At 60.5% G+C, this 23157-nt stretch carries 22 protein-coding genes; 6 read left to right on the plus strand and 16 right to left on the minus strand.

The genetic code is table 11. From position 1 onward, the window contains the following. From HY896_00585 to HY896_00595, 3 genes are all read left to right on the plus strand, one after another. Positions 1–384: M20/M25/M40 family metallo-hydrolase (locus HY896_00585; protein MBI5574841.1), on the plus strand; the 384-nt coding region annotated here is incomplete at its 5' end. After that, entirely contained in the window at positions 385–1800 is a 1416-nt protein-coding gene (locus HY896_00590) for a glycosyltransferase (GenBank protein MBI5574842.1), read from the plus strand. A 17-nt stretch (positions 1801–1817) separates the two neighbouring features. Next, positions 1818–2567, plus strand: a complete 750-nt coding sequence (locus HY896_00595; protein ID MBI5574843.1) for a methyltransferase domain-containing protein — start codon at positions 1818–1820, stop codon at positions 2565–2567. On the opposite strand, the gene HY896_00600 is transcribed toward HY896_00595, so the two are convergent. Genes HY896_00600 through HY896_00655 form a run of 12 tightly spaced genes read right to left on the minus strand, consistent with a single transcriptional unit; the run spans position 2545 to position 15003 of the window. After that, a complete protein-coding gene (locus HY896_00600) occupies positions 2545–3771 on the minus strand; it encodes a glycosyltransferase family 39 protein (GenBank protein MBI5574844.1) in 1227 nt (408 codons plus the stop codon). The two genes, HY896_00595 and HY896_00600, sit on opposite strands and share 23 nt — an antisense overlap. A gap of 16 nt (positions 3772–3787) precedes the next feature. Continuing rightward, positions 3788–4795, minus strand: a complete 1008-nt coding sequence (locus HY896_00605) for a glycosyltransferase (protein MBI5574845.1) — start codon at positions 4793–4795, stop codon at positions 3788–3790. Between the two features lies 1 nt (position 4796). Continuing rightward, positions 4797–5879, minus strand: coding sequence for a UDP-N-acetylglucosamine 2-epimerase (non-hydrolyzing) (gene wecB / locus HY896_00610; GenBank protein MBI5574846.1), 1083 nt, complete (start codon positions 5877–5879; stop codon positions 4797–4799). After that, entirely contained in the window at positions 5876–6940 is a 1065-nt protein-coding gene (locus tag HY896_00615; GenBank protein ID MBI5574847.1) for a polysaccharide biosynthesis protein, read from the minus strand. Before HY896_00615 ends, wecB begins: the two co-directional genes overlap by 4 nt. A 40-nt stretch (positions 6941–6980) precedes the next feature. Next, a complete protein-coding gene (locus HY896_00620; GenBank protein MBI5574848.1) occupies positions 6981–7886 on the minus strand; it encodes an SDR family oxidoreductase in 906 nt (301 codons plus the stop codon). Further along, positions 7883–8881, minus strand: a complete 999-nt coding sequence (locus tag HY896_00625; GenBank protein MBI5574849.1) for a class I SAM-dependent methyltransferase — start codon at positions 8879–8881, stop codon at positions 7883–7885. The genes HY896_00620 and HY896_00625 overlap by 4 nt, the downstream gene beginning before the upstream one ends. 33 nt (positions 8882–8914) lie before the next feature. Continuing rightward, a complete protein-coding gene (locus HY896_00630; protein MBI5574850.1) occupies positions 8915–10111 on the minus strand; it encodes a glycosyltransferase in 1197 nt (398 codons plus the stop codon). Between the two features lie 5 nt (positions 10112–10116). Next, positions 10117–11364, minus strand: a complete 1248-nt coding sequence (locus HY896_00635; protein MBI5574851.1) for a glycosyltransferase — start codon at positions 11362–11364, stop codon at positions 10117–10119. 4 nt (positions 11365–11368) lie between these two features. After that, positions 11369–12145 (minus strand): class I SAM-dependent methyltransferase, encoded by a 777-nt coding sequence (locus tag HY896_00640; GenBank protein MBI5574852.1) that lies wholly within the window; start codon positions 12143–12145, stop codon positions 11369–11371. Then, a complete protein-coding gene (locus HY896_00645) occupies positions 12142–12927 on the minus strand; it encodes a class I SAM-dependent methyltransferase (GenBank protein ID MBI5574853.1) in 786 nt (261 codons plus the stop codon). The genes HY896_00640 and HY896_00645 overlap by 4 nt, the downstream gene beginning before the upstream one ends. Beyond that, complete coding sequence (locus tag HY896_00650) at positions 12928–14196, minus strand: ATP-binding cassette domain-containing protein (GenBank protein MBI5574854.1); 1269 nt, start codon at positions 14194–14196, stop codon at positions 12928–12930. 30 nt (positions 14197–14226) lie between these two features. Beyond that, positions 14227–15003 (minus strand): ABC transporter permease, encoded by a 777-nt coding sequence (locus HY896_00655; GenBank protein MBI5574855.1) that lies wholly within the window; start codon positions 15001–15003, stop codon positions 14227–14229. A 164-nt stretch (positions 15004–15167) separates the two neighbouring features. Here HY896_00655 and HY896_00660 point away from each other — a divergent pair, with 164 nt between their 5' ends. Together HY896_00660 and asnB are read left to right on the plus strand one after the other, a co-directional pair. Then, a complete protein-coding gene (locus tag HY896_00660; protein MBI5574856.1) occupies positions 15168–16340 on the plus strand; it encodes a glycosyltransferase in 1173 nt (390 codons plus the stop codon). 4 nt (positions 16341–16344) lie between these two features. Continuing rightward, complete coding sequence (gene asnB, locus HY896_00665) at positions 16345–18213, plus strand: asparagine synthase (glutamine-hydrolyzing) (protein MBI5574857.1); 1869 nt, start codon at positions 16345–16347, stop codon at positions 18211–18213. A gap of 32 nt (positions 18214–18245) precedes the next feature. On the opposite strand, the gene HY896_00670 is transcribed toward asnB, so the two are convergent. From HY896_00670 to HY896_00685, 4 genes are all read right to left on the minus strand, one after another. Then, entirely contained in the window at positions 18246–19148 is a 903-nt protein-coding gene (locus HY896_00670) for an MBL fold metallo-hydrolase (protein ID MBI5574858.1), read from the minus strand. Between the two features lie 148 nt (positions 19149–19296). After that, positions 19297–19716 (minus strand): DoxX family protein, encoded by a 420-nt coding sequence (locus HY896_00675; protein ID MBI5574859.1) that lies wholly within the window; start codon positions 19714–19716, stop codon positions 19297–19299. 62 nt (positions 19717–19778) lie between these two features. Further along, positions 19779–20819: a selenide, water dikinase SelD gene (gene selD / locus HY896_00680; GenBank protein ID MBI5574860.1), complete on the minus strand. Its 1041-nt coding sequence runs from the start codon at positions 20817–20819 to the stop codon at positions 19779–19781. A gap of 180 nt (positions 20820–20999) precedes the next feature. After that, a complete protein-coding gene (locus tag HY896_00685; protein MBI5574861.1) occupies positions 21000–21497 on the minus strand; it encodes a GyrI-like domain-containing protein in 498 nt (165 codons plus the stop codon). Positions 21498–21857: 360 nt separating this feature from the next. On the opposite strand from HY896_00685, the gene HY896_00690 reads away from it, so the two are divergent. Further along, on the plus strand, positions 21858–23084 hold the full coding sequence (locus tag HY896_00690; protein MBI5574862.1) for an OFA family MFS transporter: 1227 nt from the start codon (positions 21858–21860) through the stop codon (positions 23082–23084). The last annotated feature ends 73 nt before the right edge of the window (positions 23085–23157 follow it).

Consider the following 23157-nt stretch of genomic DNA (forward strand, 5'->3'; position numbering starts at 1 on the left):
CTCCCCGGCGAGGACCCCGAACAGGTGGCGGCGCAGGTGCGGGAGATGCTGCGCGATCTCGACGTCTACGTGGTGACGCTCTTCTCCGAGAAGCCGTCCGGCTCGCCCCGGGGGCCGCTCTACGACGCGATGGCGGACGCCGTCCGCACCGTTCATCCCGATGCCGTAGTGCTTCCTTACCTGTCCACCGGGTTCACCGACTCCCGCTTCTTCCGGGCGGCCGGGGTGGAAACATACGGGCTGATGCCGCTGCTGCTCGAGCGGGGCGACATGGGCCGGATCCACGGCGTGGACGAAAAGATCCCGGTGGACGGAATCGCGGAAATGACCACGATCATCGGGGCGCTGATCAATAGGTGGAACACCGCCGGGGGCGCGGGGTAGATGCCCGCGAAACCGGACCTGATCTCGTATCTCGACTCCCAGGCTCCGCAGTCCGACCGCTGGAAGGCCAAGAACCGGTACTACTACGAATCGATCGAGAAGATTCTTCGATTCCACGTGCCGCCGGGCTCCTCCGTGCTCGAAATCGGGTGCGGGACCGGCGATCTGTTGCATGCGCTCGCACCGATGCGCGGGGTTGGTGTGGACGTAAGCCCGAAGACGGTTGAGATCGCCCGCGCGAAGTATCCGGATCTCTCCTTCCTTGAAGGTGACGCAGAGGACCTGCCGGTCGATGAAACGTTCGATTACGTCATCCTCTCGGACACCATCGGATACATCGAAGACGTCCAGCGTGCCTTCGAGGAACTCCGCAAGGTGTGCCATCTTCGTACTCGCGTGATCGTCACGTACTTCAATTATTTTTGGGAGCCGTTGCTTAAACTCGGGGAACAGCTCGGATTGAAACGGCCGCAGCCGGACCTTAACTGGCTGGCCCTGGGGGACATACAGAACCTGTTTTCCCTCACCGGCTTCCAGACGATTCACAAGGGGTACAGACTGCTGCTTCCAGTCAGGATTCCCCTTCTTTCCCCGCTCTGCAACCGCGTTCTTTCGAACCTGCCGATTTTGAGAAAACTCTGCCTGATGGAGTTGATCGTCGCCCGTCCGGTTCCCGAGCCGGTTGCGGAAGATTCTCTTACCTGCTCCATTATCATCCCGGCACGCAATGAGCGGGGAAATATCGAGCAGGCGGTGGCGAGAACGCCGGCGATGGGACGGCACACCGAACTGATCTTCGTGGAGGGAAATTCCGCCGACGGCACGGCAGAGGAAATAGAGCGGGTAATCTCCTCGAATCCCGGCAAGGACATCAAGCTCATACGGCAGGGAAACGGCACAGGTAAAGGAGACGCGGTCAGGAAAGGCTTCTCCGCCGCATCGGGAGACGTCCTCATGATATTGGACGCAGACCTCACCGTGCCCCCGGAAGACCTTCCGAAATTCTTCCGGGCGCTGGCGTCCGGCCACGGCGAATTCATCAACGGATCCCGCCTCGTCTACGCGATGGAAAAGCAGGCCATGCGGTCACTGAACACCCTGGGAAACAAATTTTTCAGCATGGCGTTCACCTGGCTTCTCGATCAGCCGTTCAAGGACACGCTTTGCGGGACCAAGGCGCTCTTCCGGAAGGATTACGAACGGATCGCGGCCGAGAGGAGCTACTTCGGCGAGTTCGACCCGTTCGGGGATTTCGACCTGATCTTCGGCGCGGCAAAGCTCGACCTGAAAATCGTCGAAGTGCCGATCAGGTACCGCGAGCGGACGTACGGTACAACGCAGATTTCCCGTTTCCGCCACGGATGGCTGCTCTTGCGGATGTGCCTGTTCGCGCTCCGGCGTATCAAGTTCGTATAAAGGATCAGGCGTAAACCGTGACCGGAATGATGTCCCGACGGGCGGATCGCGAAATCGCACACGGGAAAAAGCTCTCTCAAGTGGATCCGGAATCCGTCTGGGGGTGGAAGACACCCGCCGGCCAGGTCCGCGCCGGGAGGAGGGCGGAACGAATCGCTACCGGCGCAAATCTGGGGCCGGGAGTGCTGGCGCTGGAGGTCGGGTGCGGCACGGGACTGTTCACGGAAATGTTCGCGCGGACCGGGTCCCGGATCGTTGCCGTCGACATATCCTCCGATCTCCTTGAAATGGCCGTCGCCCGGAACCTTCCGCCCGACAGGGTTCGATTCGAGAGAAAGCAGTTCGAGGAGTGCGACGTGGACGGCCCGTTCGACGCGGTCATAGGATCTTCCGTCCTGCATCATCTGGATCTCGAAAAAGCACTTTTCCGGATCTTCGAACTGCTCAAACCCGGGGGGATCATGAGTTTCGCCGAGCCCAACATGCTCAACCCACAGATCGTCATCGAGCGGAAATTCACTTTCATGCGGAAGTGGTTTCCGCAAGTTTCCCCGGACGAAACGGCCTTCCTGCGTTGGCGTCTCCGCAGTCGCCTGGGAAAAGCTGGTTTCGACATGATCGAGATAACGCCGTTCGATTGGCTGCACCCGCACACCCCGGAACGGCTCATCGGGCTTGTCGGTGCAACGGGACGCATGTTGGAGAAGATTCCCCTTCTCCGCGAGTTCGCAGGGTCCCTCTATATCAGGTGTCGCCGCCCATCTTAGAGATGCCGGCGAAAGGCGGGACCGCTCCGGCTAGAATCGGATATACCGCAAGGCCGTATCGAGGATCCCCCCACAACAGCGCGTGCTCGATCCAGTATGTCCAATAGAGAAGCATGACGAAACCGAAGCCGGGCGGCGCAAGCCCACTCCCGAATTGCCAGGTACGGTACACGAGAAAAAGAAACAACGGAATGTGAAACAGGGATGTCAGTATCCAATACAACGTCCCGTGCTCGCCGGGCGCACAATGTCCTCGAAGTATCCACCAGTCCCTCGAGGGCGCGGCGAAGTGGATGACGTTACGCGCGGTACGACGCACGAGGAAATGGTATGGATGTTCCTTGACGTAATTCCATAACAGTTCCTTTCGTTGATTTTCGGTAAAGTTCCCCGTTTGGACTTTCTTCACGTACTCCTCCCCCGGCGCCTCGCCGGGGATTTCCGCGTGAGATACATTCCATTCGAGCAATCCCTCTCCCTGGCCGTTCACCGGTATGAGACGGTTGAAGTGAACATAGTTCCGGATCGTCCACGGAGCGATCGCCGCGGTAAAGCAGAACAAAAGGGCCAGGACCTCCTTCCCCCGAAGCGTAAAGCGGAACCTCGCAGGCAGGAACCGCATTGCGACAATCAGCAAGGGAACGTACCAGGATACGACCTTGGCCAGAGTGCAAACTCCCCATGCCGCCCCGGACAAGGCGGCTTTCGCAGCCGAATGGGCCTTGACGAGCCGCACCGTCAACCATGCCGCAATCATCGTGAACAACAGGACCGTCGGCTCCTGGAGGACGAAGGCCACCCGGCTTACGAGAAGCGGATTCACGGCAATGAACAACGCGGCTCCGAACGCCCATGCAAGGGATGGAATGATCTCAAGAAAAAGGCCGAACGCCGCGACGGTCCCAAGGGTGTGAAGAAGCGATTGGAAAACGGAGGCGGACAGGATGGACGAGGTCCCCGTCGCCCGGAACCAGCCGCCCAGCAGGAGCGAAAAGAGAGGAGGCCTGTACACCGCCGGAGTGATCCCTCCGTCCTCCGAAAAACCGGTCCCCTGCGCCACGCTTCGGGCCAGCGCCATATACCCGATATCGTCGCTGGTCAGCGGCGGTAACGGATAAGAAAAGACGAAGACGAGACTGCACGCGAGCGCTACGGCCGCAACGATCGCCGTCGCGACGCCCCGCGATGACAGATTACGTTTCACCGCTTCATCCCGGCATCTATGTCCTTCTTGCAGGCCAGGATTGCCGCCCGCATATTCTCCGGAGACGGTCCCACTTCCGTCCAAGGTAACCCGGCAATCCGATCGCCTTTCGCACCGGGAAACTGTCGCAGATATCGAGATACCCGTACGCAATTGCCCTGCGGACCGCCGAGCCCGGCGCCCCTTCCGCGGAATGCCGCAGATAAAGTTCCAGAGAGTGCTGCGACGCGGGGAAGTAGGCTCTCCTCTTCAGCCGGACCGCAGCCATGAAAAAGAAGCGATGCAGCCAGCCCGGACAACCGCCCGCGGCATAATCGGCCGCTATGGCATCGAGACAACGCATGAAATATGCATTCCCTTCCGCAAGACAGGTATCGGCCATACGGCGCGTTCCCTGGCCGGGGTGAACCCGTGATCCGATAAGGATCCTGTGGACGTGAACGAACGTGTACCTCGATGCCATCCGGAACCAGAGGTCGTAGTCCTGGTTTGTCCTGAGCCTCTCGTCGAAGACGCCCACGGTTTCGAAGAAACATTTCGGAACGAGCGTCGTGCAGCCGTTGACCGCAATGTCCGTGATCAATGCCATGCGGAAGTCCCGAGCGGTCATGTGCCCGGTACGGACCGTCTCCAGGAACCGCCCCCGCTCGTCGATCAGCTCGTAATCGCCATACAGGATCGCATCGCGCCCCATATGAGCCAGGCATTCGACCTGCGCCTCCACTTTTTCCGGCCGGTAGACGTCGTCATGGCTGAGCCAGGAAAAGTACTCCCCGCGCATTTCCCGGATGCCGAGGTTCAGTGCGGAAGCGACGCCGCCGTTTTCCTTCCGGATATACCGGACCCTGTTCCCGTAGGAAAGGACGATCTTCTCCGATTTGCCCCCGTCGTCGGATCCGTCGTCGACGACAATCACTTCGATGTTCGGATAGGTCTGGGCCAGGGCGCTGTCGATCGCCTCGCCCAGGTAGTTCGAACCGTTATATACGGGAATGACTATGGAAACGTACGGCCGGGACTCCACGCTACCGCCGGTTGTATCCGAGAACGATCTTCGCCACCGTGCCGCTTACATCCGTCGCCAGGTACTCCCGCGGCGGGGACCATTCGAAAGTCCGGGAGAGAACCGTTCTCACGCATGAAAGGATCGACTCCGGCTCCGCACCGCTGAGAATGTTGCTCCCCGCTTCGAGCGTTTCCGGGCGCTCGGTTACGTCGCGCAGCGTGACCGAAGGGACGCCGAACAGGCAGCACTCCTCCTGCACGGTGCCCGAATCGGAAAGGACGCATTTCGCCCTCTTCTCCAGGTTGACGAAGTCGAACAACCCGAGCGGTTCCATTGTCCGCACTCCGTCGCAATCCATCGTCTTTCCCCGGCGCAACAACTGCGACCGCGTCCTGGGATGGAGGCTCACGATGACGGGAAGCCGGTGCTCCTCGTATATTCCGCGGAACGCTTCGGCGAATTTCGCAAGACGGTCCCCGTCGACGTTCTCGGCCCGGTGCAGGGTAACGAGAAAGTACTTTCCGGCGGCCAGCCCGAGATTTTCGAGAGCGCGGCTCTCCGCGATCCTCGGACCGTAGCGGTCGAGGACCTCCTTGATGGGATTGCCCGTAACGAAGATCCGCTCCCCCTCGATCCCCTCGCGAAGCAGGTTCGCCCTGCTCCGTTCCGTGTACGGCAACAGGACGTCGCTCGTGTGGTCGATTATCCGCCGGTTGACCTCCTCGGGAACCCGGTCATCGTAGCAGCGGTTCCCCGCTTCCATGTGGAACACGGGGATTCCCATCCTCTTGGCTGCGATCGCGGAGAGGCCGCTGTTCGTATCGCCCAGGACCAGGAGGCGGTCCGGCTTTTCCGCGATCATCAGGCGTTCGCTTTCCGCCAGGATCGCCCCCACCTGCGCCATGGGAGTTTCCGCCCTGCACGTCACCATGTAGTTCGGAGGCCGGATCTCCATCTCCTCGAAGAAGACGTCGTTGAGCGACCGCTCGTAGTTCTGGCCGGTATGGAGGATGACATGCTCGCAGAGTCCGTCGAGGACCGGGATCACGCAGCTCAGACGAATGATCTCCGGGCGGGTTCCGAGGATGGTAAGGACCTTCATCGGAGCATTTCCTCCTCCTCGGGCGCCCGGCCTACCATGAGATTGTGCTTCGTAAGCAGATCCCGGGTTTCCTCGAGCGTCAACAGCGAGTCGCCGGAGCTGTATTCCCGGTTAAGCGCCGGACGCCCGTGCTCCGCCTTCATCAGTTCGGGCAGGAGGGGCCTGATGGCGTAGTACCCGTCCCGGTCGAATGTCCGCCATGCTTCCTCTTCCGATACCATCACCTCGTGGACCTTCTCGCCGGGACGGATACCGGTTATCTCGATCTTTACGGGCAGGTCTCCGACAAGCGCCTTCGCGACGTTTATCATGCGGGCCGAGGGAACCTTTGGCACGTAGATATCGCCCGGCAGAGCCGATTCGAGCGCTGCGAAGACGGTCTCCACCGCCCTTTCCAGCGGAAGCAGGAAACGCGTCATCTCCTCGGTTGTGACGGTCACAGGCCCGCCGTTCCGGATCTGTTCGTGGAACAGGGGGATCACCGACCCCCGGGAGGCGAGAACGTTGCCGTACCGCACGCATACGAATCGGGTGGAAGGAATCGCTATGTTCGCCGAGATGAAGATCCGCTCCTGCAAGGCCTTGGTCATCCCCATGACGTTCACCGGCTTGCATGCCTTGTCGGTGGACACGCCGACGACCGCGTCCACCTTGAGGTCGTTCTCGCGTATCGCGCGCACGATGTTCTCCGCGCCGCCGACGTTGGTCCTGACCGCCTCGAAGGGGAAATACTCGCATGACGGGACCTGCTTCAAGGCCGCCGCGTTAACCACGATGTCGGCGTTTTTCAGGACCGAGCAAACGGAGGAGTAGTCGCGCACGTCCCCCAGGCGGAATTCCAGGAGCTGTTCGAAGTTCCGGTAGATCACCTCGTCGGTGACTATCCTCTTCTGCTGGTAATAGATCCGCATCAGGTGCTGCTTGGCTTCGTCGCGGGAGAAGACGATGATCTTCCTGGGCATGCCGTGTTCGCCGGAGAGAAGGCGCCGCGAGAGCACCTTTCCGAGCGAGCCGGTGCCTCCGGTTACGACGATCGTCTTGTCCTTGAAGAGAGACTTCATGCCTGTCCTCCCGTCCTGCGGCCCGGGGCGCGGCGCCGCGTCATCCGATTCTCGCACGGGACGCATACAGCGGGGAATCGAGGAAATGGGCGTGCATCATCGATACGAGCTCCGGCCACGCGGGCGGCTCGTATCCGGTCGCCTTGCGGAACCTCGACGAATCGAGAGACCGGTCGGCTGAAAACGACAATTCCCGGTCGATGGCGATCTTCTTTCCGTACCTTTCCGCCACGAGTTTGAGCAAATCGAATTTGGCGATGGGTTCGGAGGAAACGTGGTAAATCCCCGCCAATTCTTCGTTCGGAAAGATGCGCTCGCAAAGGATCCTCGCCAGTTCCACGGTGGGAAAGCCCGAGAAGACGGCTCCTGCGAATCCCTTTACCTTCGCGTCCTGCCCCAGGAACCACTCCAGCAGCCCGTTTCTTCCGGATAATTCATGACCGATGACGGATGTGCGGACCGTCAGGCATCCGGGAGAGTCGACCTCTCCCAGCAGTTTCGTCCGGCCGTACATGTCCGGCGGATCCGGCGGGTCATCCTCGCTGTAATTTCCCTTCGCCCCCGAAAAAACGCAATCCGTGCTGAAATGGATCGACCGCGCCCCGATCTCCCGGCATGCCCGGGCAAGCAGGTGCGGGAACAGCGCGTTGACCGAAATCGACAGGACGGGGTCCTTCGACGCCGCAAGCTGCTTGACGACCCCTATGCAATTTACGACTGTCTCCGGCCGGATGTCGTTCAGCACGGCGCACACGGAATCGAAGTGTTCCGCGTCCACCCCACCGCGGATTTTCGCGAAAAGACCCTCGGAGAACCATCGGTCGAGGCCCTCCCTGGCCCGTACCGTCGCAAAAACGTCCATGTCCCCCCGTTCGGAAAACGACGAGAAGAGCACATGGCCGAGCATGCCGGCCGCACCAAGGACCAGGACCCGACGGGGTTTCATCGGCGCACCCTCATCCAGAAGCTTGTCGGTTCGGATTGGGGATAGAGTTCCCGCATCTTGAGAAATTCCGGAAACACCGCGAGTATCCTTTCGGGATAGCGTACCATCAGGCGGTTTCCCGCCCAGAGCACCTCAAACCGGGAGTTGAAAGCGAGGAAGGCCTGAAGAAGGTACTGCTCATTCCAGTACCAGCCGTTCTCAAAATAAACGCGGGGATAGGGTCCGGGGAGACTCACGTCATGAACGTGCACCAGAACCCCCGGCGCAAGGCGCGGGAATATGTCCAGGTACAGCCGCTGTACGTCGTTTCCCGCGCGTAGAACGTGGGAGGAATCCGTGAACAGGATGTCGCCGGCGCGGAGGGATGTAAAGCGTTCGAGCGGCACTTCCTGTACCTTCACCGGAAGAAGCTCCGATAATCCGGGAAATCCGCCGTGGAACAATTCGCCCGGGTACGGCTCGATTACCTCGAGCCGCGATTCCCGGCCCGTCTCCTCGCGATTCCGGATGCAGGCTATCCCCGCCAGCAGGCTGGAACGGCCGCCGCCCACCTCCATGATCCTTCCAGGCCGGAAAGAGCGTATCAATGCGTAGTATACCTGGGCATCGACCGCCATAAATGTGCCGTTGAGAAGGAAAAACCGCTTCGGATCGTTATCCGCCTCTTCCTTCAAGGGAATCCGCTGCCGAAACTCGGAGATATACGGAGTGAGCGCATTCTCCATAAGATCAAGTCCAGCCGCGTCGTTCATCTCCAGGCCCGCAAGATCGGACCCGGCAAGGTGGTACCCCGCTTCGAGATCGGCATTGTCGGGGATCGGCAGATAATAATGCGGCCGTAGAAAATGGAATCCCCCGGCGTTGAAGATATCCCGCACCATCCTCTCGGACACATCCGAATGCCATCGCCCCAGAACGGCCGCCGTGAACCGTGCGGCGGCACATAGAGCAGACGTGGCCAATCGCCTTCCCGTTTCCCGGAATATGGACCTCATCCTGTCTCTCTCCGGCCGGCTATTAACTCCGCCTCAGCCACTGCAGCCGGTTCCCGCGGCGACCTGCGTATAGAAACCGGCGGCCATCCGTCGGATGCGCTCACGGTCGAGGCGTTCAGCGGCAGTACGCAGATTGATCTCCGCCGCTTTGTCCACGAGTTCGTCGTCGCTCAACGCCCTCCTGAGGGCCGCCTCCACCGCCTCGGGGTCGTCCGGCGGTACGAGAAGCCCCGACTTTCCGTCCACGATCCATTCGTCGGCGCATGCGGTCCACGACTGGATCGGAAGCGACCCCATGACCATCGCTTCAAGCAGCGAAGTGCTAATGGCGTCGCTGATGCTCAAACCTATCGAGATCCTTGCCCGTCCGTGCCGGGACAGGATTTCCGCATGCGGCGTATCCTTCGGAATAAGCGTAACAGGGATGCCCGTCGAATTCGCGAACAGCTCCGCGGCGACCGCGACGTCCGGGGTGGCCGAGTAGATCCACACCTCATATCCTGCAAGCCGGTCGGCACACCTCTCAAGCGCGCGAAGCCCCGTCAACGCCCTTCCTCCCCAATGCTGATACCCTTTAAGCATGATCGCCCGTCGTGCAGAGGAGGGCCCATGCTGCCGGAGAGACGCAATTTCCTTCATGTCGAATCCACCGGTGTTGGGGAAAACGGGAAACACCATCCCGCCGAAGCCGAATGATTTCGCCAGGGCGACATCGCGAAGGCATTCGCAGGAGTAGTAATCGCAGGAGGAGAGAACTTCCCGTATCCTCGGAGCATGTTCCGCCAGTCTGCCGTACAGGTAAATGTCGCTGCCCCAATTCGTCACGATCCACGGGGGAAAAGACCCACCCAGCCGCCGCCGTGCTTCCAGGCTCAAATAGCCCGCATGCTGGATTTCGAGGGAGTGAACAATGTCGGGCGAAAGGCGGTCCACCAGGCGGGCGAGGCGATTCGCTTGGTGTTCCGTCCCTTCCTCCTTCAGGACCCTTCGTCGCCACATGTCCTTCGCGCGCCCCGCGAAGGAGACCCCCCGGAACCGGACGGCGTTCTGGGTTCGGGGCGGATTCCTGAATCCCGTGTGGTGCAGGGTGACGTTCCTCATGTCCGGATGTACGTCGATCCAGGTGTCCGTACTCGGAAAGAGGTGCAGGTCCCACCCCTCATTGGCGATCTGCCCGACCCAGCGGGCCGTGTGAATGCTGTTCGCCATGGCGACGAGAAGGATACGCATCGCGATCAGGCCTTCCCCTCATCCGCCGGTATCTTAACAACCCGGACTTCGTTGTGCTGTCGAGCATTCGTGAAGGATCCGATCGCTTCGAAAAACACGGCTCTGACGGTTTCCTCTTCGAAGTCCCGCTCCGCGGCGGAACGAGCGCGGATTCCGAGTTCGATTCCAAGCTGTCGGTCCGTAAGCAGTTGATCGATGGACGAGGCGAGCAACTCTGAATCGTCCCGGTCCGCAACAAGCCCGCAGCCGTTCTCCCGGAAATACCAACTTACAAACGAATCAGCGGGAACATGCGCCAGAATAGGCCTGCCCACGGAGAGATACTCTCCCATCTTCCCGGGTGCGGAAGTACGGATGACTTCCTGGATCGGGGAACGGAAGGCCAGCGGCAGGAAGAGAATATCGGCCTGACGCAGGATCGCCGCCACTTCCGAATGGGGGATGTGCGGATGGCGGACCACCATCGGTCCGGCGATTCCCTGTGCCTCGAGTTCCGCAGCGGATTGCGCGGTGAATATGTGCAGCAGCACTCTATTCGGAACGAGTTTCGGGATCGCTGCGATAAGGTTCAGGAATGCATCTCTCTGCGCATGGTAAACGGCACCAGCGTAGACGATATGGGCCGCGCCCCGCTCGAATACACGCTCCTCCCCGTCCAGGCACGCGAGATCCGGTATGTGACATGGGTTCCTGACGATGGTGCCATGGATCCCGTAACGTCTTTCATACTCCTTCTGCGCATGCTCATTAGGCACGATCAACGCGCACGCGTCCCGGATGGCTACCGGCTCCCAGCGTGAAGCGATTCTCCCCGATATGCCCGTCCATTGATAAACATAGTCGTCGAAAATCCAGGGCACAAACGGCAACCCCGTCCGCCGTCCTGCCAGTGCAGCGGCCGGCAGGTCGTACAGGTCTCCCGTGCAGCCGATAAGGATACCGCATTCTTCTCTTCGGACGAGTTCGGCTATCTGCCGGGCCCTGCTTCGGATCGCGATTCCGGCATTCAGGTATTCAGCCGCACGGGACGCGGCAATCCCCGGAATTCGGAGCCGATACGGGGGGGGAAGCCGGTAATATCGCGCGGAGAGCTTCACCGAGGCTGAATCCTCCCCCCTATCCCCTTCGTAATCCTCCCGGGAGATCAGGACGTACTTCTCTCTCGGCATTCCCGACAACAGCCGGTAGAGAGCAACCGCCTGCCCTGAGGGAGACGGGGGGAGGACATGGGAAACGATGGCAATTTTACGCAAACGCCTACCTTCGCTTTCGATCCCAGGCAACCAGGGAATCGACCAGTCGCCTCCCCCATCGGATCGACCTTCCCCGAAGGACTCCCCGCATAGCGAGGATAAAGCCGTCAAGGTCAGCAGAGGTATTCTCGACGGACAGGTCATGAACCCTTTTTATCCTTTTCTTCCTGTCCAGCGTCTCGGCCCCGACCGAAGCCTCCTCGCTGTGGGTCATGATCGCCCAGAACGCGCCGTGTGGAGGCGAAAGAGGCCTTCCCTTATGGTCGACAGTGTGAAATGCACGAGAAGCGTAGATATCCCAAAACTCCTCGAAGTCCTCCGGAAGCCAGCCGGATTTATGCTCCTGCCAGGAAGCGCCGTCCATCCCCCAGGCGTCCATTCCTTCCGCGTGCTGGGGTAGGAATCCGAGCGGCGTAAACACCGCCACCTGCCGCCGCGCGATCCTGACAGTCGACTGCAGCAGGCGGGCGCCCGCTTCCTTCTCGATGTGTTCGATAACATCTACAAGAAAAACCGTATCGACCGATTTCGGCGGGAATATGCTCACCGCATCCTCCCATGCGGCCTGTACGATGAGGAAGGTGCGGTCGAAGCTCTTAGCGGTCTTCTCCTTGAGGCACTCGACGTATTGTCCGAAAGGCTCGCAGCAGATATGGACCATCGGGCGGACGTAGTTCTGAGGTTCAATCCCACATCCGATATCCAGAACCACCTCTATTTTCTCCAGCCGGTCGACAACGGCTGGAATCAGTTCCCCCCTTTCCAGCCAGCGTATGCTCATCTGTTTTCGGCCGTGACCGGCCCCGATTGCCATGCAGGCAAGGGGAACGGAATCCCCTGGGCAACGACCCTTGGCAGATCGGGCCGGCTGCATACGCAGAGAATCATGTTGGGCTTGGCAGGTTTGCGCAGGGCATCGTAGATGATTCCATCCAGATCCTGATAGAAGAACTCGGCATCCGGGAAAATAGAAAAGGCATCCTCGGTGATCCCGGTCAGCGCGTGATGGGGGTTGGCCTCTCCCGGTTCGTTGTAGGGGACGTCGAACAGGATGCGATTGCGCCATCGTGTACCATTGGCCAGGAGCAATCCGTTCGGCAGATGTTCCAGGGCACCGCGCGAAACGACATAGTCAAACATCGGCATCTCCGGCACGTATGCGCGCAGGTCGCATACACGGTAGGCCACATTATCCGCACCGTAGCGGTGCTTGGCGTACGCGATGCATTCCGGCGAGACATCGACGCCCGTGATGCGGGAACCCGGAATACCGGAAAGCGTGAGACATCCATGGCCTACTCCGCACCCCAAGTCCACTATCTCGACTCGACCGTGGATGCGAAGTCCGTCGTCCAAAGCCAAGTCGGTCTCGATGACCTTCCGGAAAAATTCATAGGAACTGGTGTGACGCGTGACCTCCCGGGAATCGTGGGTTATCCCGGGGATGAGACGTTCCCCCTTGTTATAGATCGCCTCTTCCTGTGGAGTTAGACCGCCATCCCCCACCCCGGCCCTCCCCAGCACTCTGTCGAGGAATCGCAGCAACAACGCTTTAACCCCCATTCATGCGTCCACCTTGTCAGTAGCCCACGGAAAGTCCGGCCGGATCCTGCAGGCATAGGCACCGAAGTAGTCACCGCGCGTCTCAATGCCGTCCTGGACGTCTATGGCGACGACTTCGCCGGCAACGACTGCATCCGTATAGTTCTTTCCGAATAGCACGATGCTCACCGTATAACAGACGTTGTTCAGCAGGTTTTTCGGCACCCGGCACACGCTTCGATATATACCAGCCGGCATCGGCTTGCCGTACCAATTAGACTCATGGTTGTTGATGGACGCCAGTACACATACATTCTCGCTGTCGTAGAAGATCAGGTTGATCCCGACCGAAGCCCCCTCCTTTTTCACACCGTATTCAACCTCGATGGAGAACGGCGTATCGGTGCAGATACCTGCCGGCACCTTTCCATCCTCGTCGCGGACGATTACCTTCCTAAGGATTGCGGAGGCGTTCTGCGGCGCCTTTGCAGCTTCCGGCCATTCTCGAACCAGAAGGTTCCCCACCGGCGCGCCCACGTAACGGGCAAACGTCGTTGCCGGTTCTCCATCGCAAACCAACTTTCCGTCCTCGATCAGGAGAACACGGGTGCACATCGCCCGGATAGCCGTAAGATTGTGACTTACGAAAAGGATAGTCCTCCCTTCCTTTCCGGCCTCCTCCATTTTTCCAAGGCACTTTTTCTGGAACTGAATGTCCCCAACTGCGAGCACCTCGTCCACGATGAGGATCTCCGGCTCCAGATGCGCGGCCACGGCGAATGCCAGTCGCATGTACATTCCCGAAGAATAATGCTTCACCGGCGTGTCGAGGAACTTCTCCACCTCGGCGAAGGAGACGATTTCGTCGAACTTCTTCCGGATCTCCACGCGGCTCATTCCGAGGACCGATCCATTTAGAAATATGTTCTCCCTGCCTGTAAGTTCGGGGTGGAAACCGGTTCCCACCTCCAGGATGCTGCCGATCCGCCCGTCAAGCTCGGCCCACCCCGCAGTCGGTTCGGTCACCCGCGAAAGGATTTTGAGAAGAGTGGACTTCCCCGCCCCGTTCTTTCCGATTATGCCGACCGTTTCCCCGTGCTCCACCTCGAAGCTCACATCCTTCAGGGCCCAGAAACGCTCTTCGGGCGTCGCAGCGCCACCGAGCCTCCGAAACCTGCGGAATGGGGCAAGCAGTGAATCCGTGATCATCTCGCGGAAGCTGTCCCGATCGTTCTTCCTCCCCCCGATGACGAATTGCTTGGACAGGTTTTTCGCTTTTATAGCCGGCATGCATTCCTCAAAGGACCGGGTCGGATAACGTCAGATGACATCCGCGAATTTCCCCGCAACCCTTTCGAAATATGCCACTCCAGCGAGGAAGATGGCTCCCGCCATGACGACGGAAATGGACAATCCGACGCCGTCGAAGGGTTTTCCAAGAAAGGCGGACCGGAATCCCTCGACCAACGCCGCCATCGGATTCAAATGAAGAACCCATCTCCACGTTTCCGGTACCAGGCTGGACGGGTAGACCACCGGTGTGGCAAACATCCAGAACTGAAGAAGGAATACCATGACGGCGATGAAATCCCGGTACGCCACGATGAGAGCGGAGAAAAGGATACCCACACCGAGAGCGAGGAAAAGGACCGCGAGAGTGAGGAAGGGAACGGCCAACAGATTGGCACTCCATCCCACGCCGAACAGCGGTAGAAGGATCAACAGAAATAGCGAGGACACGGCCAGGTCGACGATCCCGCTTCCCACAGAAGCCACGGGTATGATGAGGCGGGGAAAGTAGACTTTGCCGATGAGCCCCGAGGAACCAACGATAGAATTGCCGGCCGCTCCGGCGGAACCGGCGAATAAGTTCCAGGGAAGGAGCGCGGAAAAAACGAAGATCGCATATGGGTATCCGTCCGAGGGGACCTTGACCAGCATGCCAAAGACCAGAGTGAACACGGTCATACCGAGTAGCGGGCGTAAAATCACCCATGCCGCCCCCATAACGGTCTGTTTATATCGAACCTTTATGTCCCGAAGAATCAAGACCCAGAGGAGTTCGCGGCATTCCCGAAGCTCCCCCAAATTGAGCATCCGCCATCCGCGGGATGGCTCGATCACCGTTTTCGGTCTGTGATCGGTGTGGCCGAGGATATCCTGTCCCCTCTCGAATTGCCGCCCTGCGCCGCAAGGTATCGCAGCTCATACATTCTAACAACTTCCAATTATGGTATGAAATATCTCATGAGGCGGACGGATTGCGCGGATCGCCGGTGAAGATCGCCTACCTCCTGCCCAATATAGAGGCGGGCGGAACGGAGAGGCACATCCTGTCGCTTGCCCGGTCGCTCGACCGCGCGCGGTTCTCCCTTTCGCTGGCGACGACGGCGGGAGGAGGGAGCCTGTTCCGGGAATTCTCCGATCTCATGCCGGTCTCGATCATCGGTGGGAATCCCGAGGCTCACCGGCAGGTACGGCCCGGGGTGCGCGACCACATCGGCGCCATTGTCACCTTGGCGGGATTCTACCGGCGGGAGCGCCCTGACATAGTTCATGCCTATTTGCCGGCCGCTTGCGTCATCGGCCCCGTCGCAGCGCGGCTGGCGGGGGTGAAAAATGTGATTGTCAGCCGCAGGTCGCTTTCCAACTACAAGGCATCGCACACTCTACTGAGCCGGGCGGAACCGCTTGGGTACCGGCTGGCGGACATCGTCCTCGTGAACTCAGACGCGGTGCGGCGGGACGTCGAAAAGACGGAGCGGTTCTGGGAAGGGAAGATCCGGCGGATCTACAATGGAATCGATACCGCCGCACGGGATCCAGGGCCGATCGGGCGGCTCCTTCCGGAGCTTGCAGGCAACGAAGAAGCGCCGGTCGCTACGTACGTGGCAAACCTCTTTCATTATAAAGGGCACATCGATCTCGTTCGGGCGGCAAGAATCGTGGCGGATGCCTTCCCTTCGGCGCGATTCGTCCTTGTCGGCCGGGATGCCGGGGCGATGGAGGAGGTTCGGGAGGAAATTGCGAGGCTTTCGCTTGCAGGAAACGTCTTCCTCGCCGGGTTGAGAGCCGACGCCGGGGCGATTCTCGCAGCATCGACCTTCGCCGTCCATCCTTCGCACGAAGAGGGGTTCTCGAACGTGATCCTGGAGGCGATGGCGGCGGAGAAAGCGGTTGTCGCCACACGGGTTGGAGGCAATCCGGAAGCCGTGCTCGACGGGGAAACGGGGATACTCGTACCGCCGGGTGACCCGTCTTCGCTCGCCGAAGCTATTCTTGCGCTCCTGCGCGACCCGGATCGTGCGCGTTCGATGGGCGCGGCGGGAAGACGGCGGGCCGTCGAACGGTTCTCTCTGGAACGGATGACGATGGAGATCGCATCCCTTTACGAAGAGCTTTACGAGGCGGAAGTCGCCCCCATGCGGACATGACCCAATGTGCGGAATAGCGGGCTTCCTGGCGCACGGGAAAACCCGGCCGGGGATCGAGATGCTTGCCCGGATGGGGGAGCCGCTGGCGGTGAGGGGACCCGATGCGTCGGGCGCCTGGATATCCGGCGACGGACGTGTCGGCCTGGCTCATCGGCGGCTTTCCATCCTCGACCTAACGGAGGGCGGCGCCCAGCCGATGTCGGGAGCCGACCGGCTGTCGGTCCTTTCCTACAACGGCGAGGTATTCAACTACCGGGAGATACGGAAAGACCTCGAAAAGGCCTGCCATACCTTTCGCGGCGAATCCGACACCGAGGTGATCCTTGCCGCCTGCCGCGAGTGGGGGGTCGGGGGGGCCGTCGCCAGGTTCATCGGCATGTTCGCATTCGCCCTGTGGGACGCGCATGCGGAAAAACTCTTCCTTGTGCGGGACCGGCTCGGCATCAAACCGCTCTACCTGGCGCGGGCGCCGGGACTCGTCATGTTCGCCTCCACCCTCCGTCCGTTCCTCGCCTGCCCTTCCTTCTCCCGCGAGGTGGACAGGGAGGCGCTGCAGTACTACCTCGAGTTCCAGTACGTCCCCGCACCCCATTCAATCTTCCGGGACGCCCGCAAGGTGCTCCCCGGCCATATCATGGAGGTCCTGCCCGACGGCAACGTGCGCGACAGGACGTATTGGGATCTATCCGACCACTGGGGATACGGGAGAAGGCCGGCGCGTTCGGAGGAGGAGTACCTCGAGGAACTCTCCGGCCTGCTCTCTTCCTCCATAAAATACCGGATGATCAGCGACGTCCCGCTTGGGGCCTTCCTCTCAGGAGGGATCGACTCCTCCCTCACCGTCGCTCTCATGCAGAAGGCGGCCACAGCGCAGGTGAAGACCTTTTCCATCGGGTTCAGGGAAAGGGGATACGACGAGTCGGGATACGCCCGGGAAGTGGCGAAGCATATCGGGACGGACCATCACGAGAAAATCTGCACCGCCGGGGAGGCGCTCGCCCTTGTACGGAAAATTCCGGAGGCGTACGACGAGCCGTTCGCGGATTCATCGGCCATCCCGACGATGCTCGTTTCGGAATTCACGCGGAGCCACGTCACCGTCAGCATATCGGGAGACGGGGGGGACGAGCTTTTCTGCGGTTATCCCCGTTACGAGTGGGTCAGGCAAGGGTGGACGTTCCAGGGGATACCGGCCGTCGTGCGCCGCCCTCTCTGCTCGCTCCTGTCGCGCATCCCTGTCCACAAGGTGCAGCGGGCGGCCGAAAGCCTGCGCCACGGCGACCCGGCCCAATTCTATTTTCATACGGTAGGAATCTTCGAAAAGGGGCGGCTTGCGGAGATCATCCCCGAAGTGACGGACGACTCGCACCTGTCCTACTACCGGACGTTTCTGGACGACCGGTGGGGAGGGGTCGTCGAGCGGGCGATGGCCACCGACATACGCACCTACCTGGTGGACGACATCCTGTCGAAGGTCGACCGGGCCTCGATGGCTTACTCCCTGGAGGCGAGGGTCCCCCTGCTGGACCACAGGATCGTGGAGTTCGCCGCGAGGCTTCCGATGGACTTAAAGGTGCGCGGCGGAGAAACCAAATACCTCCTGCGCAAGGTCCTCTACCGCCTCGTTCCGAAGGAGCTGATCGACCGTCCGAAGATGGGGTTCGGCATCCCGGTCAACCGCTGGCTGCGCAACGAGCTGAAGCCCCTCCTGGAGGAATATCTGGGCGAGGACCGGGTCCGCAGGGAAGGGTTCCTGCTGCCGGAGGGTGTTTCCCGGGTCGTTGAAGAACACCTCTCGGGGCGGCAGGACCACCAGTACCGCCTCTGGGCGCTCCTCGTCTTCGCGATGTGGAGGGAGCGCTACCTGTCCTGACGGAACGATGCGGTAAAAATCCGGCACGTCCGTCAGAAGACGATCGTGTCCCCGTTCCCGAGGTAATATTCGCTCTGGCTGCCCTGCGCGCCCGATCCCATGACGACGGGCATACCCCGCTCCAGCATTTTCTGAACGGTAAGGATCCCCGTGCAGTGGTTGCAGGCAAGGCGTTGCAGCCTGAACGTCTTTAGCTTGTCCAGCAGCTCGTCCTGGGCGGGGCCCCACTCCTCGAACGGGGAGATGTGCAGCCCGCCGTAAACTCCGTGGAACTCCGTAAATCCATCGAACGATTCCCTGGCGTATTCGAGGAGCGTGATCACCCCGGGGTGGCAGCATCCCGTGACAGTGACCATCCCCCGTCCTTCGACGTGGATGTAGAGGGCCTGTTCCCCGTGGGTCTTCAGGAATATGGGGATGTCGAATGTGGCCGATGCGCATCCCGGAAACAGGAAGTGGGGGGCCTCCGGCCCGAGCTCCTTCACCTTCCCCGTGTGCCCGCTCTGTTTAAGGATCTCCAGGCTTTTTTCCGAGAATCCCGCGGGAAGGAGGATCTTTATATCGGGGCGGTACTTGAGAACGGCGGGCAGACCCCAGAAATGGTCCACGTGCTCATGGGTGACGTACAGGAAGTCGATCTCTCCCCGGGAGAGCATCCCGTCGACACCCTCGCGCCGGAAAACGCCGTCCATGTACTCCACGTCCCAGCCAGTGTCCATCAGGATCTTCCGCGGGCGTCCGCCGCCGTCGATCGACTCTATGAGAGCGGAGACCCCGGCGGCGTTCCCCGGAGTCCACTTGACGTCGAACTGGTCGGCCTGCAGTCCGCCGGACTCCCGGACATCGAGCCGCATCCTGTTGTTGTCGTGCCATGCGACTTCGGAGAGGCACTTGATGGAAAGCGATCTCACACGCCCGATGTCTACCTTGCCCATCTATCCACCTCCGTAACGGCTGATTACGCCATCTTATCTCAAAATCAGGGACGTTCTTAAAAACGTTCTTAAAAACGGGGACGTTCCCGTACTTAAAAACAGGGACGTTCCTGTTTTTAAGTACACGTCCCCGTTTTTAAGAACGTTTTTAAGAACGTCCCTGATTTTGAGTTGCGGGATTCGACGGCTTGCATCCGAGGGAGAACTCGCCGCCGCCGGATGCGACGATCGCGAACAGCCCGCCGATGATCGCGAAGTTCTTGGCGAAGTGGGCGATCTGGGCGGCGTCGGAAAAGTTCCGGTGAAATACGAAAGTGGTCGGAACGAGGAAGAGGATCAGGGCAAGCGCGCCCAGCCTCGGGTAATACCCCAACAGTACCGAGAGCCCTCCCCCCAGCTCGAACAGGATCGCAAGGACCAGGAACAATCCGGTCGCATGCATCCCGGCGCCAGCCATGTAAGCCTGCGTCTGCTGGAAAGCGAGCACCTTCCCTGCCCCGGAATAGATGAATATGCAGGAAACAAGGATGCGGGAGACGAGCAGTCCCACGGAAACAAGGCGCTCCATTCCGTCACCTCCGACTGCGGGTTCGGGCCGTGGCCGCCCCCGCGAGGATGCCCCGCCGTATGTCACACGACCGTGATGCGCGGCATCTCCGGCGAAGTCAGCCTGTGAGTGCGCCCTATCCACCATGACTGCTGGCCGGCTCCGGCGAGCGCACCGCGCAACGCATCCGCCCGCTCCTCCGGAACGAACATCAGCAGCCCGCCCGAAGTCTGCGGATCGACCATCAGAAACACTTCGTCTTCGGGAAAGAGGGGGGGGAACCGAACCTTCGCCTGCTGGTGGGCGATGTTCTCCCGCGAGCTCCTCGGTATGGGATGGATGCCGAAGGTGCGATGGATCCATCCGGCCCCGGGCAACCCGCGCACCTTTTCCAGCGCCGGGCTGATCTTCCGTTTCATCAACTCGCGCACTCCGGGGAAGACGGGAATTTCAGAATGGCGTATTTCAGCGCAAAGCCCGCTTCCCTCGAGGACCTCGAGGAGATGGCCGAGAAGTCCGAAACCGGTGACGTCGGTCGCAGTGTGGATCTCCGCCACGCGTCCCGCCCGGGCAGCCGCCGCGTTCAGCCGTGACATCGACTCTATAACGATGTTCTCCGTCTCCTTCGGGGCGATCCCCCATTTTATGCATGTGGTCGCCACTCCGGTACCGAGAGGCTTGGTCAATACGATGAGATCGCCCGCCTTCGCCCCACGGTTGTGCCAGATCCTGGCCGGGTTCACCCGGCCGGTGACGGAAAGTCCGAACTTCGGTTCCTTATCAGTGACCGTGTGCCCCCCGATGATGCAGATCCCCGCTTCTTTCGCCTTGTCTGCGGCCCCGGCCATCACGTCGGAAAGCAGGGGGAGGATCTTCGAATCGTTCGGGAAGGCGGCGACCGCAAGGGCGAACAGCGGCTCGCCACCCATCGCGTAAACATCGCTCAGGGAATTGGCCGCCGCGACGGCCCCGTAGGTGTATGGATCGTCAACGATCGGAGTGAAGAAGTCCACCGTCGCGACCAGCGCCGCCCCCTCTTCGAGGAGAAAGACACCCGCATCGTCTGCATGCGAAGTCCCCACGATCACCCTCGGATCCGAGGGAGGAGGGATCGCGGAAAGCACCCGGGCAAGGACCCCTTGCCCCAGCTTCGACGCTCAGCCGGCACAGGATGACAGGTGAGTCAGGTAAATCTTCTCCCTGTCGCTCAACCGCACACTCCCAGTTGGATTTACGCAACCTCCCGGACTTGTCCGCCGCTTGCCCCCCGAAGCTCCAAGCGAAGGGGGATAGCTCCCCACCGTTCAGGCCGCGGAGCGAAGGCGGATCGGGACCTGTATCTCCGTCAGCATGTCGTCCTGCGTCCCGCCCGCGTGCGGCTCGGGAGCCACCAGGAACACCTCCCGGGTCTCACCGGCTATTTCATACCGGTTCTCCCGGAGCCAGTCCAGCACTTTTTCGTAGGTGCAAGGAATCCAGTCGTACGGCCCCCTATGGGCGAAGGAGGCGACTTCCTGCTCGGGAAGAGTCACGATCTCCATTCCCGGGACCGGATCCTCTATCTCCCCGATCGCCTCCTCGATCAGCGGATACAGAACCTCGTAATCCGCGTGGAAGGGATCGGGCACGCCGAGACGTTCGTGCCGGATCCCAACCCCCGGCTGCTTGAACATGATCTTCCGCTCCATCGCCTTGTCGTACAGCCTGGAAAAGGCGGTGTCCAGGTTCCATACGGAAGCGTCGACGCGGGCCCCGACGGCCTTCATCCCGCGCACCTTCTTTATCTCCTGAAATGGGGTCATTTCATCCTCCTTGGGAACACTTCACAATCATTATGATGGGAGCGGAACGGCAATCGATTCTGCTGGGAGTAATCTCATGGCGAATGGACAAGCCATTAATAAATAAGCTGTTTTATTATGCGCACCGATAACCCCTTAAAATCCGTGACTCGGGAAACCTTGCAAGTGATTTCAATAAAACCATGTTTACAAAATTTCTTGACACCCCCTTCCCGGTTGAGGTAGATATAGGGGAACCGATTTTATAGGGTAAAACTGTTTTTTCCAGGAAAGGGGGTGGTCTGCTGATTCGTCGGCAAGGCTGGGAGGGTTCGGTTTTTAGGAGATGACAGGAGTAATAACCTGAAGGAGGGGTAACGAATGGCGGAAGAGAAATTGACAAATCGTTGGTTGATGGTCGCCGCGGCCCTCGTGCTGCAATTGTGCTTGGGAGTTCTCTATGCTTGGTCGGTATTCGTGGGACCGTTAAAGGCGCAGTTCGGGTACAGCGTCAAGGAAGCCAGCTACCCGTTCATGGCCTCGCTCTTCTTCTTCGCCGTGGGAATGATCTTCGCGGGAAGGTGGCAGGACAAGGCCGGTCCCCGGAAGGTCGCGATCTTCGGCGGGCTGCTGCTGGGCGCCGGCGCGATCCTCTCGGGCGTGTTGCACCCGACGGTCGGCGGGTTGGTCTTCTCTTATGGAGTCCTCGGTGGGTTGGGCGTCGGGTTCGCCTACGTGACCCCGATCGCAACCTGCATCAAGTGGTTCCCCGATATGCGCGGGACGATCACGGGCCTCGCGGTATTCGGGTTCGGCGCGGGAACGCTGATCTTCGGACCACTCATCAACAAGCTGGTCGCCGCCCAGGGTCTCGCGACAACGTTCTACGTCCTCGGTGTGGTCTTCATCGCATGCGTCTGCGGCGCGGGCAGCATGTTCAAGGCTCCCCCGGCGGGTTACAAGCCTGCCGGCTGGAACCCCCCGGCCCCCGCGGCGGGCGTGGCGCAGAAAGCCGACTGGTCACCGAACGAGATGATCGGCTCCGGGCAGTTCTGGCTACTGTGGATCATCTACTTCTTCGGCGCGGCCGCGGGCCTCATGATCATCGGGCAGGCGGTTCCGATCGGGCTGGAAGTCGCCAAGCTCACCCCGGCGGTTGCGGCGGGCGGACTCGGGATCATGGCGCTCTTGAACGGCCTCGGCCGTCTGGTGCACGGGTCGATCTCAGACAAGCTGGGCCGCCAGAAGACCGTTATGCTGATGTTCGCGCAATATATGATCGCGTTCGTCCTGATCCTTCCCAATGCCGACAGCTTCATGAAGTGGCTGGTGGGGATCTGCATCGTCGGCTTCGCCTATGGGGGATACCTGGCCCTGATGCCCTCGCTCACGGCGGACTACTTCGGTACGAAGTCCCTCGGCCAGAACTACGGCTACCTGTTCACGGCGTGGGGTGTCGCCGGACTCGGTGGACCGTTCATGATCGCCTACATCAAGACGGCGACGGGCGCCGTCACGAACGCCATGTACGCGATCACCGTGGCGTGCGTGATCGGCTTAGTGCTCTGCTTCTTCTCCAAGCGGCCGGTCTTCAAGGGAGCTGCGTAACGATCGCTTCTCCCCAGGCCGCATGTCGGATGCACCACCCGGAAGGGCCCCCAAAAGGGGCCCTTCCTTTTTT

The sequence above is a fragment of the Deltaproteobacteria bacterium genome, assembly GCA_016218975.1.
Classification (GTDB): Bacteria; Desulfobacterota; Deferrimicrobia; order Deferrimicrobiales; family Deferrimicrobiaceae; genus JAENIX01.

Coding starts and splice junctions, on each gene's coding strand:
- HY896_00620 (MBI5574848.1), bottom strand. CDS start 7,886: ATGAAACCCCGTCGGGTCCTGGTCCTTGGTGCGGCCGGCATGCTCGGC.
- HY896_00630 (MBI5574850.1), bottom strand. CDS start 10,111: ATGCGTATCCTTCTCGTCGCCATGGCGAACAGCATTCACACGGCCCGC.
- HY896_00685 (MBI5574861.1), bottom strand. CDS start 21,497: ATGACCCCATTTCAGGAGATAAAGAAGGTGCGCGGGATGAAGGCCGTC.
- HY896_00640 (MBI5574852.1), bottom strand. CDS start 12,145: ATGAGCATACGCTGGCTGGAAAGGGGGGAACTGATTCCAGCCGTTGTC.
- HY896_00590 (MBI5574842.1), top strand. CDS start 385: ATGCCCGCGAAACCGGACCTGATCTCGTATCTCGACTCCCAGGCTCCG.
- HY896_00675 (MBI5574859.1), bottom strand. CDS start 19,716: ATGGAGCGCCTTGTTTCCGTGGGACTGCTCGTCTCCCGCATCCTTGTT.
- HY896_00670 (MBI5574858.1), bottom strand. CDS start 19,148: ATGGGCAAGGTAGACATCGGGCGTGTGAGATCGCTTTCCATCAAGTGC.
- HY896_00615 (MBI5574847.1), bottom strand. CDS start 6,940: ATGAAGTCTCTCTTCAAGGACAAGACGATCGTCGTAACCGGAGGCACC.
- HY896_00690 (MBI5574862.1), top strand. CDS start 21,858: ATGGCGGAAGAGAAATTGACAAATCGTTGGTTGATGGTCGCCGCGGCC.
- HY896_00625 (MBI5574849.1), bottom strand. CDS start 8,881: ATGAGGTCCATATTCCGGGAAACGGGAAGGCGATTGGCCACGTCTGCT.
- wecB (MBI5574846.1), bottom strand. CDS start 5,879: ATGAAGGTCCTTACCATCCTCGGAACCCGCCCGGAGATCATTCGTCTG.
- HY896_00645 (MBI5574853.1), bottom strand. CDS start 12,927: ATGGGGGTTAAAGCGTTGTTGCTGCGATTCCTCGACAGAGTGCTGGGG.
- HY896_00650 (MBI5574854.1), bottom strand. CDS start 14,196: ATGCCGGCTATAAAAGCGAAAAACCTGTCCAAGCAATTCGTCATCGGG.
- asnB (MBI5574857.1), top strand. CDS start 16,345: ATGTGCGGAATAGCGGGCTTCCTGGCGCACGGGAAAACCCGGCCGGGG.
- HY896_00655 (MBI5574855.1), bottom strand. CDS start 15,003: ATGCTCAATTTGGGGGAGCTTCGGGAATGCCGCGAACTCCTCTGGGTC.